This is a genomic window from Micromonospora sp. DT43 (assembly GCF_049841645.1).
GTDB lineage: Bacteria > Actinomycetota > Actinomycetes > Mycobacteriales > Micromonosporaceae > Micromonospora.
Window position 1 is genome coordinate 158,537 of record NZ_JBNCKR010000006.1, and the last position, 13,570, is coordinate 172,106.

The window sequence follows — 13,570 nt, forward strand, 5'->3', positions numbered from 1 at the left end:
GCGAGGACGCTCGGGTCGGCCGGAGCGGGGCAATCCGGCTGGCGAGGTGCCAGTAACGGTCGCTCGGGTTCGATCTCCAGCAATCTCATTGACGGAGTGAGTCCTCACTCCTTATGTTGATTAGCATGACTGAGATGCCCAGCCGGCGCAGAGCGCCGGGGATGAGTGCGGAAGATCGACGCGAGATGATTGTTGCTGCGGCGCTGCCTCTGCTGGTCGAGCAGGGTTCCGCAGTGACCACCCTGCAGATCGCCAAAGCGGCCGGGATCGGTGAGGCGACGGTGTTTCGGGCCTTCGCCGACAAGGACGAGCTGTTGGACGCTTGTCTGTCGGCTGCCCTGCGTAACGACCATGTTCTCGCCGAACTCGACGCAGTGCCGTTGGATCAGCCCTTGGCCGCCAGGCTGACCGAGGCGGCAGCGACCCTGCATGCCTACCTGGATCGGATGAGCGCGGTGATCGCGGCGCTGCACTCCAGTGGCCGCCGAAGTGAGCGGCGCGGGTCGGCTGACAGCAGCGCGACCGGTGGTCGGGCAGCGGCGGGCGAGCGCACTCACCAGGCGTTGATTCGACTGCTGGAACCCGACCGGGCCGCGCTGCGACTGCCGGTCGAACAGCTTGCCGTCATCTTCCTCGGCATTCTCATGGGCCGGCGAGGAGGGCCCGGGGCCGCGGAGACTCCGGTCGAGACGCTTGTCGACGTGTTCCTGCACGGCGTGGTCGAACCTGCGTCGGCTGCCACATGAACCGCAGCCACCGAATTTGGGGCGTGGCCGGGGCCGTTGGTGTGGCCGCCGCCCTCTGGATGGTCGCTGTCCCGCTGCTGGGGTACCGGCTCACCGTCGCCGGTGGGCCACCCGGGCGGGAAACACTGGAAATCGGTCTTGTTCCGGTCGTGATCGTCGCGCTGGCCGCAGCCCTGGCTGGGTGGGCGCTGCTCGCATTCCTGGAGCGGGTACTGCCCCGGTCCGCGCGGCTCGTATGGACGATCACCGCGCTCGGGGTCCTGCTGGTGTCCTTCGCGCCGCTAATGGCCTCCGGTCTGGACGTCGCGACCCGGGTCATCCTCGGCGCCCTGCACGTGGGGGTAGCGACCGTCCTGATCGCGGCCATGACCTACAGCGCCGCACGCCCCGCCCTCAGCACGGTCACCGACGACGCGGGTGGTGGCGGCCGTGTGGAACATGGCGAGCCGGCCGAGGTCGGGCTGGGTGTAGAGGCGGAAGCCGCCTCGCTGCGGGCGGAGGGGTGGTCAGGCCGGCTTCCTCGTAGTGGCGGATGGTGCGGATTTTCAGCCCGACCCGTTCGGCGGCTTCGCTGATCTGGATGAGGCGATCAGCGGCCGGGCGGGGGTCCGGTTCGTGGGACGGACCCTTCGACTGCTGATGCAATAGCGGCGGTTCGTCTGCCGCTGCGAAACCCTTCCACAGCGAACACGCGTGATGATCCATCTGGCCCGTGGTTTACACGGAATGAGCCGTAGAGCCATGTCCGGTTTACGGCCAAGTCTCGGCGTGAGGTTTCCGGTCTCTGCGGAGTTGCGACTGTCGGTCAACCTTTTCGGCGTTCCTACGGTCTTCCTCTCGTCGGTGGCGCCCCGCTAGGACTGGAGAGTGCAGGTGACGGATGACGGTTTCCGCGAGTTCGTCGAGATCCGGTACGCGGATCTGATGCGGACTGCGTACCTGCTGACCGGTTCGCGGCACGCGGCCGAAGATCTGGTGCAGAGCGCGCTGATGCGGGTGATGCGCCGCTGGCGGCAGGTGAACGACCCGGTGGCTTACGTCCGCCGAATCATGGCCAACGAGCGGGTCAGTCTGTGGCACCGGTTCGGTTCTCGGGAATTCCTGGCCGGGGTGACCGGTGCCTGGCGACTGCACGCCGAGCGGGGCCGGAGTTCAGATGTGGCAGACGACGTCGTGGTTCGCGACGAGGTACTCAGCGCGTTGCATACCCTGCCGCCCCGTATGCGGGCTGTGCTGGTGCTGCGTTACTGGGAGGACCTCCCAGAGGCGCAGATTGCCCAGATGCTTGGTTGCTCGATCGGCACGGTGAAGAGCCAGGCGTCGCGTGGGCTCGTCCGGCTACGTGCGGTGCTGCCGGCCTCGTCGGTCGGCTCATCTGCATCGGATGAGCAGGTGCCTCCGCTCGACAATCAGGCGCCGTTGGACGTGGCTCCGGTCATGACGAGAGGGAGAGGTGTGAACGATGGCCGATGAGCTTCGGCAAGCGTTGGCCCGGATCGCCGAGCCGGTGGTTCCGGGTCCTGACCCGTACCAGCGGTTGCTGGCCCGCGTGCATCGGCGCCGGCAGCGGCGGGTGGCAGTGACGTGCGCGGCCGGCCTGGCGGTGGTGGCGATGGCGCTGCCGGTAGTCGGTGCCGCTGGCCGGCTGGCGGGCCCCGGCGTGGCAGCGTCGCCGCCACCCGCAACCGAGACGTACCAGCCGGCAAGCCGCATCGACCAGCCGATGGTGCGGCAGTTGCTCGACTCGCCGACCCGGGGCAACCTGGCCGGCGACAAGGCGCTGATCGCGGACATCGAGCGGCAGTACCGGGCCGCCCGCGCAGAGCTGCTGGTCGACCCGATGCTCGACGAGGTCAAGGTGCTGCTCGCACACGACACGCCGGGCGCCCGTAGCGTGGTGGTGGCCTTCCTGGACGACACACATGCGCTGCTCCGCTCAGGAAACGCTCAGGCCGGAGCATCAGTGAAGGAACTGCTGAGCAAGACCGGCACTCCGGACGAACCGCAACCCCTGACCCCGTACGTCTTCGGCGCTCTTCAAATGCCGGTGACCGGCCGCCACGTCGCCGACCTCACGGTCGGGCTCGCACCGGCCGGATGTCTCGTCGAGGCCTCCTCAGACGGCCGGATCCAGCCGGACGGATCGGTTGCCCGGAGCTGGCAGGTGGTGAGCACCGAGGGTTTCATCGTCCGGGGGGCGGGCCTCGCGACCGAACGGTGGCGGTTCACCTGCCAAGGCGTGGTGCGCTACGCCGGTCCGGCAGCTGGTGGACTGGGTGTCGTCCACCCGACCGAGGCGGCCTCGCCGGTGTCCACCGCCGGCGCGCGCGGCTCGGTGGACGCCACACTTGCCGCCACCGCCGTGCGCGACCTGCAGAGGGAGCTCGATGGTCACGGACTCACCGGACCGGCACCTGAGGTGATCTGGGGCGGGCGGTTGCCCGACTGGGTACCCGGCGCACCAGCGGCCGTGTTGGTGAATTCATGCTCGGCCGACGGTGGCTGCGCCGCGTTGCTCAAGACCGAGGCTGCGCCGCCACCGCAACCGGGGTCGGGGTCGCCGAGTGACTACTGGCCCGCTACTGGGAGTCCTGACCTGGTCGTCGTCCAAGTACCGAGGGAGGCAGGCGGCGTGCTGGTCGTTGGACCGGAATCGGCGGTCCGCGTCGAGCTGCTCGACGGGAAGGAGCGAGTGATCGCCAGCGGCCGGCTCGACGCTGGGACGGTAGCGGTGCGTGTCGATCCTCGTCGAGTGGTCAAGGCGAAGGTGTTCGACAAGGACGGTCGGCTCTTGCGAGTCGAGGCCACACCGGGCCTCGGCGCCAACTTCAGCGAGCGGCTTGGTGAGCCAACCGTATGGGCCTGGTGACGATGGCGTGCTGACCGCGTGTCCGGTCCGACCCCGTGTCGGCCGGCATGCGGTTCCCGCCGTCCGGCAGCGCAGGCTAGTCGCAGGCACCGGGGTGGCCTCGACACCGCCCACCACGGTCGACCCACCGTAACCACCCGCGGACCGTGACCCGCCAGTGCCAGCCCGCTCACTCAGGAACTGGGGGCGCCTCCGCCGGAGGCGTAATTAGCGCAACCCCGCAACCGCTCGTTCAGCCCTTGTCGCTCCGATCTCCCGGGCGCACCGCTTTGACGCGACCTGACCGTGACCGGCGCTGGCGATCATGGTCGCAGGCCCGTCCGTGGTGATCCGCGTGTGGTCGTCGGTCGAGGCGTTTCACCGGGCCAACGCAGGTCAACACGGGTCGCTCCCTGCCAACGTGGGTCGACCCGCAGGTCGTTACACTGACCACTCGCGCCCTCGTAGCTCAGGGGATAGAGCATCGGTTTCCTAAACCGTGTGTCGCAGGTTCGAATCCTGCCGGGGGCACCAAAGCGAGGCCCTGACCAGCGGAAAGTCAGCCAGGGCTTCGATTTCTATCTATGCATGCGTGAGACGTCCTCCGGAAACCCGGCAATAACGCTGCGGGGCGATCGGATTGGCCTGGTGTGTCGACAGCCGCGCTCTTCCGGCCTGACGTGGATCGCGGTCGGCGGCGGCGCGGGCCGCAGAGGGAACCTCGCGAGTGCAGGCGAGCAGGGCGTCACCCCGAGGCGGTTGTCCCGCCTCGGGGTGACTTCTGTTCATCCGAATCAGCGTTGGGCGCGACGCCGTTTGGTTGCGAGCAACAGCAGGGTCAACCCCACTCCCGTCAGGACTGCGCCAGTGCCGGCCAGGGGCAGGCTTGCGGGACCGGTCACCGGCAGCGGGGGCTGCGTCGGTGTTGGTTGCGGCGGGAAGGTCGGTGTCGGTTGCGTCGGGCTGGGGGTAGGCGCCGTCGGGCTCACCGTCGGGCTCACCGTCGGGCTCGGCGTTGGTGTCTGAGTCGGGGTAGTGGTGGGACTGCCTGTCGGCGTTACGGTCGGGCTCGGGGTGGGCTGCTGGCAGTTGAGGGCGGTCGAGAACGGGAAGTCGTGGATCTCTCCGCCGTCGTGGACCAGCGTCCGACTGATCACGCTGCCCTCGATGTTGCTGTTGGTGAGGGCGTTCAGGTCGGCGTTAGGGGCGTAGATCGTGCCCTCGAGGGTCGCGCTGGCGTCCGTCAGCGTGACCGACGTAGCGGTGGGGAAGTTGAAAAAGATGAAGCGTGCCTGGGGGCCACCGATCCCGGCGAACGTCGGGACCTGCCAGACGAAATCGTCGGCCACGCCCGTGGTGTCCACGTTGACGAGCAGCGGTGTGTCGGCGGTGGGTTGGGTGGCGAAGGTGAAGGTCCCGATGTTGGCCAGGTCGGTCGCGCTCAGATTGAGCGTGTTGGTCACCCCTGGGGTCAACGTGATCACAGCGTTGCTGCCCGGTGGGATCGGGCGTGGCAGCACTGCCCCCTCCGGCGTCCGAAGCACCACGTTCTGCAGGCAGGTAGCGAGGCTTCCGGCGGTCTGCCGGAAGGTGGCGAACGCGGCGGCGAAGTCGATCGGCGAGGCCGGTCCGACGCTGGGCACGGGTTGCCGGGTGACCAACTCGACACGTGGACTCGCGTCGTAGTCGTTGGCCGGCAACACGCGAGTGTTCACCAGTGCCCCGTTGTTGTCCACGTCCCGCACGAAGGCTCCGGTCAGGTCGCCGACCTTCACGTATCCGTTCTGCAGCACCTGGAGGCGGGTGCCGGGCACGCTGCCGGCGAAATCGACTTGGCCGCCAACGACAAGAGCGGTCGGGTTGGTGTCACCTTGGACGATGAACGAGCCGGCGGTGTTTGTCGCTACCTGATAGTTACTGAAGCTCAGGCTGCCGCCGATGGCGACGGTGCCCTCATTCTCGCTGCCGAGCAGCCTGGCATTTCCCTGCGTCATCACCAGGAAGCCCTGAGCAGGTGCAACCGGGTCGATCACCGCCCTCGGCTCGGCCGCGCCAGGCTGGGCCACCATCAACGTCAGGGCCAACAGGGCCGCGAGACCCGCCAGTGGCAGAAACGTCAACTGCGCTCGTTTGCTTAACAATACCGACTTGGCCATCATCCTTTACCAATCCCCCGAGAAGTCACGAACCGGTAAACGATCGACTTCGGCCGTCGGTGTTATGTGTGCAGAGAGATACTCCGATCGGATGAACTCCGAGGAATTCCTACTCCGTGTCGATAGCGCCTGCTCGGTGTGTCGAGCCTCGGTCAGGGGTCGCTCGACGCAGTGCGCGCCGGCGCGGCCGGGCTAAGCGTTCGCGTCCGCGTGGTCCCCACCGCCATCGTCGAGAGATTCATGCCTACCGGCACCGGGCGTCCGGCCGCAGGAGCACTAGCAGCTGCCGTCACCGCTGTCCCCACCCAGCGGGGGGCTGAGCGGGAAGTCGCCAGCATCATCGTCTGCCTGGCGATGCCGTGATTTCCAGAAGGAGATCAGCGCGAGGACCACCACGGTGACCAGGATCCCGGCGACGCCGACGACGCCCACCGCCTGGATCACTGACGCCATCGGCCGAGCTTATGGCTGCCCAGCCACTTCCAGCGAGACAGCGTTGGCCCGGCATGGCGGCGGAGATTTTCGAGCTGAGCGTGCACACCTGCGACGATCACAGCATGACCAGTCACGATGGTGAGCCCTGTCCCGAGTGCGGGCACGCGCGGCAGGTACACCCGAGGCCGGACGGTCGCAACCTCTCCATCTGCGCGGCCTGTATCTACGAGGAGGACGAGGGGCTACGCGATGTCGAGGCAATGTGTAGCAAAGCCTTCCCCGCGGTGCGGGCGGGTGACTAGCGGGTGACGGTGAGGGCAGGCACCAGCTGAGCGACGATCAGGGCAGACGTGGCAGTCAACGATGGACGATGGGGGATCGCGCTCTCGTGGCGCTAGCCGACTCGTGCGCGGGCGGGGCGAGGTTCGGCGTACGGCTTCCGGCCCACAAGAGGTGGAGCGGGAGCCCTCTTCTCGACCACGATGCCAGTGCGCTGGACGTACAGCTCCCGCTTGGCGGTGGCGTCGCCCCTTGAGTCCAGGACGTAGCCCGTCAACCACATCCAGCCGCTGTACGGGTCGATCTCCCCGACGGACACGAGCCGGAGCCGCAGCGCCCGGTCCCCGGTGAACTGCGGCGAGCACGCCGGCCCGATCAGCAGCAGGTCGCCGGGGTTGAGCGCGCTCACGGCAGCCAGCCGACGAAGCGGAGGCGGAGCGTCTCGCACAGCCAGAGGGGCAGAACCGGTCCGTACCGTGTCATTGGCCCTCACCCGGCCAGTGCCCACGGTTGATCGGGATGCGGTGACGGGAGTGGCAGGGAAGCTCTGCACCGCAGCGGCAGACGTTCCGCCACCGAATCCACGACCAGACCGGCCGGTCCCGGCAGTGGCGCACCTCGTTCTCAACCTTCGTGCAGCTGGCTCAGCGCCGATGCTCCCCAGCCGGTCGGGTCGTTGCCGGGCGGCACGAAGGCCAGCGTCTGCCAGAGCACCACGATGTCCCACCAGGCCGCCTCCGCCGGGCTGAGCCGGCGAACCGACTCGTAGCCGGCGCGGAACTGCGCGTGCACGGCGACCGGCACCGGCCCCCAGTCGTGGTAGCGGGTGCCGAGCAGGACCGCCGACCGGGCCAACTCGACGACCGGGTGGTCCCGCTGGGCCTCCTCGAAGTCCAGAACCGCGACGATCTCGCTTCCGACGCACAGAATGTTGGCCGCCCGCAAGTCGGAGTGCAGGAGCTGCCGTGCCAACGGGTCGGCGGGGGCGGCGGCGACCAGACCACGGAGGGCATCGCGGAGGGTCGTTGGCACCTGCTCGGTGTGCCCGTCGAGCCAGCCGATGACCCGATCCGCCAGCGGCTCGGCGGGAGCGGAGTAGGTGGAGACGGGATCCGGGTCGGGATGTGGGCAGGCCGCCAGCGCCTCCTGCAGCCGGGCCAGGAGCGCGCCGGCCGCCCACACCTGGGTAGGGTCGGCGGTGTCGAGAAGCTCGCCCGCGATCACCCGCTGCAGACCCATCGAGACGCGACAGGCCTCGACCTGCAGGCGGCCGTCCCGAGCCGGGACGGGTGCCGAAACCGGCAGACCCTGGCCGTCCAGCCAGCTCGTGAGGCGCGCAATCGCCGCCAGCCGTGGGAAACGGCCGGGCATTACCGACCATTTCGCGAGCATCCGGCCGGCCGGCGTGCCGACCCAGGCGAGCGCGTTGCCGCCGCTCATCACGATCCGGTCGCAGGAATCGACTCGAACACCCCAGTGCTCGTCGAGCGTGTCGGCTACCCATCGGCCGGCCGAGTCACCGTCGCTGAAGCCGAACCTTCCACTCAGCGTCTCGCTGGGATCGTGCGTCTCCCACAACATCTCCAGGACCGGGGCATACGTTTCGGCCATGCGCGGTATCCCACCACGCCGGGCCTACGGTGTCATACCAACCACGGGCGGGCCTTCACTCCTACGGACGCCTGTCGATCGGTAGTCCGAAGAGGGGGAACAGGTCGGCTCGGTGGAACGCCAGCACCGCGGAGACCCCGGCCTTGGTCACTGTCAGCACCTGCAGGGTGTGCGCGTGGAAGGTGCCCTCCCGTCCGCGCGTGTAGCAGGCGAACGCGGGCTGACCGTTCGCGGACGTCTCCACCATGATGCGCCGTCCCTCTCCCGGCAGCAGCTTCGCCGTCAGCAGACGCAGTACGTCCTTGCGACCGTCGAACCAGGTGGGAATCGGCGGCATCTCCCACCTGGTGTCCTGGGTCAGTAAGCCCTCCAACGCGACCAGATCGGTCTTCTCGAATGCTGTGGCGTACTTGTCGAGAAGCGCACGGCGGGCGGGCTCCTCTGGTTCGCTGAACTGGTCCTCGGCCGGTGCGAGCCTGGCCAGTTCCGCACGCGCCCGCTGGAGTGAACTGTTCACCGCGGCCGTCGTCGTTTCGAGCAGATCCGCTACCTCGGACGCCTGCCATGCGAGGACCTCCCGCAGAATCAGTACTGCGCGCTGCCGCGGTGGCAGGTGCTGCAACGCGGCAACCATCGCCAGCCGTAGGCTCTGCCGGGTCCCCACCACCAGGGCCGGGTCGGCGTTCAGCAGGAGATCCGGGAACGGCTCCAGCCAGGTCGCCTCCAGCGCCTGCGCCTCCAGGTCGTCGGGATCGGTGCCGGGAGCACCCAACGCTGACGGCACCATCCGGCGGCTGCTGTGCTGCAACGCGTTCAGGCAGACCCGGGTGGCGATCCGGTAGAGCCAGGTCCGCACCGACGAGCGCTGCTCGAACTCCGCGAATCCCCGCCACGCACGGAGGTACGTCTCCTGTACCGCGTCCTCCGCGTCGTGCAGCGAACCGAGCATCCGGTAGCAGTGCGCGACCAGCTCACTCCGGTGCTGCGCGAACTCGTCCTCCAGGTCCACGGCATCTCCTCGATCGGCTCCTGACGGGCAAACTGGCGATGAGTTTCCGGGTTCCGCGCGGTCAGTACCAGTGACAGCGAAAACAGCAGGGAGGGCCCGATGAGCGCCACAGTGATCCGCTACCAGACCAAGCCCGAAGCGGCAGACGAGAACCAGCGTCTGATCGAGAACGTCTTCGCCGAACTGGCGGCCACGGCACCGCCCGGCCTGCGGTACAGCGCCTTCCGGCTGGCTGACGGGGTCACCTTCGTTCACGTCGTCGACGGCGCCGGGCTCACCGAACTGCCCGCCTTCAAGGAGTTCCAGCGCACCATTGGGGACCGCCTGGCCGGCGGCCCCACCCGCGACGACGCGACACCGATCGGCTCGTATTCGTAGCGGAGCAGGGTGTCGCGAAAGCCTGCCTGGACGAGTAGGTCCTAACTCATGACCCGGCTGGGGTTGCGGTGAAGAGGGCTGCGCATCCTCTTGGTTGCCCGCCGTGTCGATGTGCTGTTGAGCGCTATACCGCAGAGGTATGAATATGACTCTGAGGTATACCCCTTACGACCGCGTCCGCCCCCACGGAGGTGACCGACAGTCACCGCCGGCCGCCCAGGCCAGGGTTAGGACTTGCTCGCCTAGAAGCGGTAGGCCAGGTTCGCGGCCAGCGCGGCCAGTACGGTGACGAAGAAGACCGCCCATCCCACGAGCTTGCGAGACCCCACCCGCAGGTGCGCGATCAGCGCGCCGACGAAGTACAGCACGAGACCCACGGCGGCGAGTGTGCCCAGCAGCGGCACGGCGAACCCGACCAGCAGGCCCGCCGAGCCCGCCGCCAGCAGCAGGCCCAGCACCGGCAGCCACGAATGAGGGATCCGCTTCATGTCCGCCTGGGCCTTGGGATAGTCGTGGCCGATCAGGTAGGTGACCGCGGCGATGGCGGTGAAGACCGAAGCGATGATGGTGACTGTCACGTAAGCGGCGAACATGGATCCTCCTTGTGGTTGTCACCCCAAGGACGGGACAGCGCGGCGAAACGTTACCGCGCAGCCCCACAGCAGAGCCCGGACAACAGCGGTGCCCTCCGGATGATCCGGAGGGCACCGCGTCGTCGTAGGGGTCAGAGGAACTCGTACATGTCCGCGGAGGCCGGTTCGGTGTCGCCGGCAGGCGGTGCGGTCACCGAGACCTGCTCGCCGAAGCCGCTCATCTTCATGTCGGTGACGAGATCGCCGACCTTCTTCGTGGCGATCGTGTAGGACAGTGCGGTGAGCCGGCCGTCGCCGTCGACGGTCGCCTCGAAGGGGATCGCCTTCGGATCCTTCGCCAGCTTGGCGGTGGACTCCAGGCCGTCGCGCATTCCGCCGTCGGTGCCGGCGGCCTCTGCGGCCTTGTTGAGGTCGGCGGTGCCGCTGTAGTGGCCGGGGCTCACTTCCTGGGTGGTCACGATGCCGCCGATGATGCCGGTCTGCGCCTTGAGGTCGAACGACTGACGCAGCGAGCTGGTCGGCCGGAGCTTGCTGAGGTCGATCTTCATCCAGGGCTTCTTGCCGTCGAGCGAGTCCGACTTGATGTAGGCGGCGTCGCCGATCAGCCGGGCCTCGATCGGCTCCGGGGCGTTCCCAGTGACGTGGATGGTCTTGGCGGCGGGGTCCATCTTGCCGCTGAGGGTGATCGACTGGTTGCCGGCCTTGACCGAGGCGTCCATGGTGACCGTGCCGGCGAGGCTGCGCTCCATGGCCTGCCGGACGGCGGCGGTCGGTTCGAGTTTGGACGTTGCCGGAGCGGCGGAGGGGCCGGCGGAGGACCCGGACCCCCCGGTGTCGCCAGAGGTGGTGCCGCAACCGGCCACGAGGGCGGCGGCGAGGGCAATCGAAAGGGTAGGGATCAGTCGACGCATAGACGTGACCCTAACCAACGAGCACCACCCGGGGGTGCCTCCGGGTCGGTCAGTCCGCCGGCAGTTCGTCGGCTCGGGCGAGCACCCGGTCGATGAGGCCGTACTCCCTGGCCTGCTCGGCGGTGAACCACCGGTCGCGGTCCCAGTCCTGCTGGATCTCGTCGAGCGTGCGTCCGCTGTGCTGGGCGATCAGCTCCTGCATGGTCCGCTTCACGTGCAGCATGTTCTCCGCCTGGATGGTGATGTCCGAGGCGGTGCCGCCCATCCCACCGGACGGCTGGTGCATCATGATCCGCGAGTGCGGCAGCGCGTACCGCTTGCCGGCCGCGCCCGCGCAGAGCAGGAACTGCCCCATCGAGCCGGCGAACCCGAGCGTCAGCGTGGCCACGTCGTTGCGGACGTAGCGCATCGTGTCGTACACGGCCATTCCGGCGCTCACCGAGCCGCCCGGCGAGTTGATGTAGAGGTAGATGTCCCGGTCGGCGTCCTCGGCGGCGAGCAGCAGGATCTGCGCGCAGATCTGGTTGGCCGACTCCTCGGTCACCTCGGTGCCGAGGAAGACGATCCGCTCCCGCAGCAGCCGCTCGAACACCTGGTCGCCGAAGGTCGGCTGCCCGCCGTCCCGCATCCACACGCCGTACCCGATCATCTGCCGCCGCCCTCCACCGTGCCGGCGGGCGGGAGACCGCCCGGGGGACCGGCCCCTCCAGCGTGCGGCGACGCCTGGCCGCTGACCAGGGATTCTGCCGCCGGCAGATCCGCCCAGGGCAGAACCCGGCCGGCCTACACCAGGGTCAGCCGCCGCCGGCCCGCCCGGGCCCGGCGGCAGGCCAGCATCTTGGAGGTACGCGGGCCGGGGCGCCCGGCCGGCGCAGAGGCGATCAGCCGGACCCGCAGCCCTGCCCCGCCAACTGTCGACCCGACAGGCGATGCCGGACCGCCGACGTGCAGGATCGGCCCGCCCAGCCGCAGCACCGGGCCGACCGGCTGCCGGACGGGGGCCGGGACGGCGGCCACGGGTGGCGTCGACCCACTCGGCTGGAAGCCGATCCGGAAGGTCGAACCGGTCTCGGTGCGCGCCGACGGCACCCGCTCCAGCTGGGCCAGCGCCGCCCGGGGCGCGGCGGGGATGCGCGGCTCGACCCGGCGCAGGTCGTCGCGGGCCTGTTCGAGAAGGTCGGACAGGCGGATGCCGAGTGCCCGGCAGATCGCCGCGAGCACCTCCGACGAAGCCTCCTTGCGGCCCCGCTCGACCTCGGACAGGTAGGGCACGGACACCCCGGCGGACGCGGCCACCTCGCGCAGTGTGCGGCCCTGACTCTGGCGCAGCCGGCGCAGCACCCCACCGATCACTCGTCGCAGCAACGACATGCCGGCCTCACTCTCGCGGTCGTCGTCGAGGAACACCCCCATCATGCCCGTCCCCGGCCGTCCGGGCCGACCCGAAACGGGTCCGCGCCGCTCGACGGCGCGGACCCGGGTCTCACCGGTGCAGGTGGGTGTGCCAGGCGGCCGGCTCGGTCACCAGTTTGATCGTCGGGAACAGCGCCCGGGTGCCACCGGCGGGAAGCAGGGCACTGTCATCAATCGTCACATTCGCCCCGTCGACGTTGTAGACGGTCAGCGACTCGGAGCCGTTCTGGCCGCCGAACCGCGCCTGGTGCCCGTCGACCGTGGTGTTCGGGTCGACGAACTCGTTGTCGGCGGGATCGGTGATGTTCCGGTACCGGGAAATGGTCACCGTCATCGTGCGGGCCCGCTGCTGGCCGGGATCACCCGTGACCGACTCCGGCGACCAGGTGGTCGAGGCGTACCAGACCCTCGGCTCGTCCAGCGACTCCTGCACGTCGACGGCGATGACCCGTAGCGCCGCCGGCACGCCCGCCACCGTCGCCGGCATCGGGACCGGGTCGTCGTCGAACCGTAGCGACCTGGCCACCTGGACCGCGGTACCCCGCACGTCCGGGCCGGTGCCGACGACCTTGAGCTGCGCCCAGCCGTCCGGCGCGTACCGCCACCGCAGGATCGCCTCCGGCTGCTCGGCACCGCCGTACGAGGTGAAGCTGCTCGCCCCGCCGTTCAGCTCCGGGCCGGGCGTGGTTTTGCCGGGCTGGGCGGGTTCGCCGCTGTCCCGCTGAGGCGCCGCGGGTTGCACTCCCTTCGGATAGAGGGTGACGGCGACGCCCCTCCACTGGCCGCCGCCGGGCGCGGTGGACGCGCCGAGGTAGACGCCGGGGCCGGAGAGCAGCAATCCGGCCTGGTACTGGAGTTGCGGCAACCCGCTCGGCAGCCAGCCGAACCGGACGTACACCCGTTGTGGGTCGACAGTGGTGAGCGCGGCCGGAAGCCCGGTCGGGCCCTCGCCGCCCGCGGCGCCGTTCGGGGCCGACTCCGGCGCTCGATCGGGGGTCAGCAGGTCGGGGACCGTGAGCCCGCCGACGGTCAGAGCGGCGGCCAGCAGCGCGGCGCCGGCACCTCGGGCGAGACGGCGTTGCCGCCGCCCGGTGGTCATCGCCCGATCCAGATCGAGCACGGCGGAGGGCCGCTCGGCCGATTCGACCTCGGCCAGCATCAGGTCGCTCATCTGGCGTTCGTCAAGCATCG

The 13,570-nt window shown here is 69.2% G+C and carries 13 protein-coding genes, 1 tRNA gene and 3 pseudogenes; 6 read left to right on the top strand and 11 right to left on the bottom strand.

Going from position 1 to position 13,570, the window contains the following annotated elements; genetic code table 11:
- The first annotated feature begins 125 nt into the window (after positions 1 to 125).
- Both ACLQ26_RS16915 and ACLQ26_RS16920 read left to right on the top strand, forming a co-directional pair.
- Entirely contained in the window at positions 126 to 746 is a 621-nt protein-coding gene (locus tag ACLQ26_RS16915) for a TetR/AcrR family transcriptional regulator (RefSeq protein ID WP_425745323.1), read from the top strand.
- Positions 743 to 1,117 (top strand): annotated as a pseudogene (locus ACLQ26_RS16920) (DUF6069 family protein); the annotation flags it as partial. The gene ACLQ26_RS16915 and the pseudogene ACLQ26_RS16920, both read left to right, overlap by 4 nt.
- Before the next feature lie 66 nt (positions 1,118 to 1,183).
- On the opposite strand, the pseudogene ACLQ26_RS16925 reads toward ACLQ26_RS16920, so the two are convergent.
- Positions 1,184 to 1,328 (bottom strand): annotated as a pseudogene (locus ACLQ26_RS16925) (MerR family DNA-binding transcriptional regulator); the annotation flags it as partial.
- 285 nt (positions 1,329 to 1,613) lie between these two features.
- Here ACLQ26_RS16925 and ACLQ26_RS16930 point away from each other — a divergent pair.
- The 3 genes from ACLQ26_RS16930 (at position 1,614) to ACLQ26_RS16940 (ending at position 4,128) form a co-directional block, all read left to right on the top strand.
- The gene (locus ACLQ26_RS16930; RefSeq protein ID WP_425745324.1) at positions 1,614 to 2,219 is read left to right on the top strand and encodes a SigE family RNA polymerase sigma factor; all 606 of its coding nucleotides are present in this window, start codon (positions 1,614 to 1,616) and stop codon (positions 2,217 to 2,219) included.
- Positions 2,209 to 3,615: a hypothetical protein gene (locus ACLQ26_RS16935; RefSeq protein WP_425745325.1), complete on the top strand. Its 1,407-nt coding sequence runs from the start codon at positions 2,209 to 2,211 to the stop codon at positions 3,613 to 3,615. The genes ACLQ26_RS16930 and ACLQ26_RS16935 overlap by 11 nt, the downstream gene beginning before the upstream one ends.
- Positions 3,616 to 4,052: 437 nt before the next feature.
- A tRNA-Arg gene (locus tag ACLQ26_RS16940) sits at positions 4,053 to 4,128 on the top strand.
- A 260-nt stretch (positions 4,129 to 4,388) separates the two neighbouring features.
- Here ACLQ26_RS16940 and ACLQ26_RS16945 read toward each other — a convergent pair.
- The 5 genes and pseudogenes from ACLQ26_RS16945 to ACLQ26_RS16965 form a co-directional block, all read right to left on the bottom strand.
- Entirely contained in the window at positions 4,389 to 5,753 is a 1,365-nt protein-coding gene (locus ACLQ26_RS16945) for a collagen-binding domain-containing protein (protein WP_425745326.1), read from the bottom strand.
- A 273-nt stretch (positions 5,754 to 6,026) separates the two neighbouring features.
- Positions 6,027 to 6,203 (bottom strand): hypothetical protein, encoded by a 177-nt coding sequence (locus tag ACLQ26_RS16950; protein WP_425745327.1) that lies wholly within the window; start codon positions 6,201 to 6,203, stop codon positions 6,027 to 6,029.
- A gap of 376 nt (positions 6,204 to 6,579) precedes the next feature.
- Positions 6,580 to 6,873: a hypothetical protein gene (locus tag ACLQ26_RS16955; RefSeq protein ID WP_425745328.1), complete on the bottom strand. Its 294-nt coding sequence runs from the start codon at positions 6,871 to 6,873 to the stop codon at positions 6,580 to 6,582.
- 215 nt (positions 6,874 to 7,088) lie between these two features.
- Complete coding sequence (locus ACLQ26_RS16960) at positions 7,089 to 8,075, bottom strand: phosphotransferase (protein WP_425745329.1); 987 nt, start codon at positions 8,073 to 8,075, stop codon at positions 7,089 to 7,091.
- Positions 8,076 to 8,136: 61 nt separating this feature from the next.
- A pseudogene (locus tag ACLQ26_RS16965) lies at positions 8,137 to 9,117 on the bottom strand (sigma-70 family RNA polymerase sigma factor); the annotation flags it as partial.
- Positions 9,118 to 9,183: 66 nt separating this feature from the next.
- Here ACLQ26_RS16965 and ACLQ26_RS16970 point away from each other — a divergent pair.
- Positions 9,184 to 9,462: a hypothetical protein gene (locus ACLQ26_RS16970; RefSeq protein ID WP_425745330.1), complete on the top strand. Its 279-nt coding sequence runs from the start codon at positions 9,184 to 9,186 to the stop codon at positions 9,460 to 9,462.
- Between the two features lie 242 nt (positions 9,463 to 9,704).
- Here ACLQ26_RS16970 and ACLQ26_RS16975 read toward each other — a convergent pair whose 3' ends face one another.
- The 5 genes from ACLQ26_RS16975 to ACLQ26_RS16995 form a co-directional block, all read right to left on the bottom strand.
- The gene (locus ACLQ26_RS16975; protein WP_425745331.1) at positions 9,705 to 10,055 is read right to left on the bottom strand and encodes a DoxX family protein; all 351 of its coding nucleotides are present in this window, start codon (positions 10,053 to 10,055) and stop codon (positions 9,705 to 9,707) included.
- Positions 10,056 to 10,186: 131 nt separating this feature from the next.
- On the bottom strand, positions 10,187 to 10,966 hold the full coding sequence (locus ACLQ26_RS16980) for a hypothetical protein (protein WP_425745332.1): 780 nt from the start codon (positions 10,964 to 10,966) through the stop codon (positions 10,187 to 10,189).
- Positions 10,967 to 11,015: 49 nt separating this feature from the next.
- Positions 11,016 to 11,615 carry a ClpP family protease gene (locus ACLQ26_RS16985; RefSeq protein WP_425745333.1) on the bottom strand — a complete coding sequence of 200 codons (600 nt, stop codon included), beginning with the start codon at positions 11,613 to 11,615 and terminating at the stop codon, positions 11,016 to 11,018.
- A 134-nt stretch (positions 11,616 to 11,749) separates the two neighbouring features.
- Positions 11,750 to 12,337: a helix-turn-helix domain-containing protein gene (locus tag ACLQ26_RS16990; protein WP_425745500.1), complete on the bottom strand. Its 588-nt coding sequence runs from the start codon at positions 12,335 to 12,337 to the stop codon at positions 11,750 to 11,752.
- Positions 12,338 to 12,449: 112 nt separating this feature from the next.
- The gene (locus tag ACLQ26_RS16995; RefSeq protein WP_425745334.1) at positions 12,450 to 13,568 is read right to left on the bottom strand and encodes a hypothetical protein; all 1,119 of its coding nucleotides are present in this window, start codon (positions 13,566 to 13,568) and stop codon (positions 12,450 to 12,452) included.
- Positions 13,569 to 13,570 lie beyond the last annotated feature (2 nt).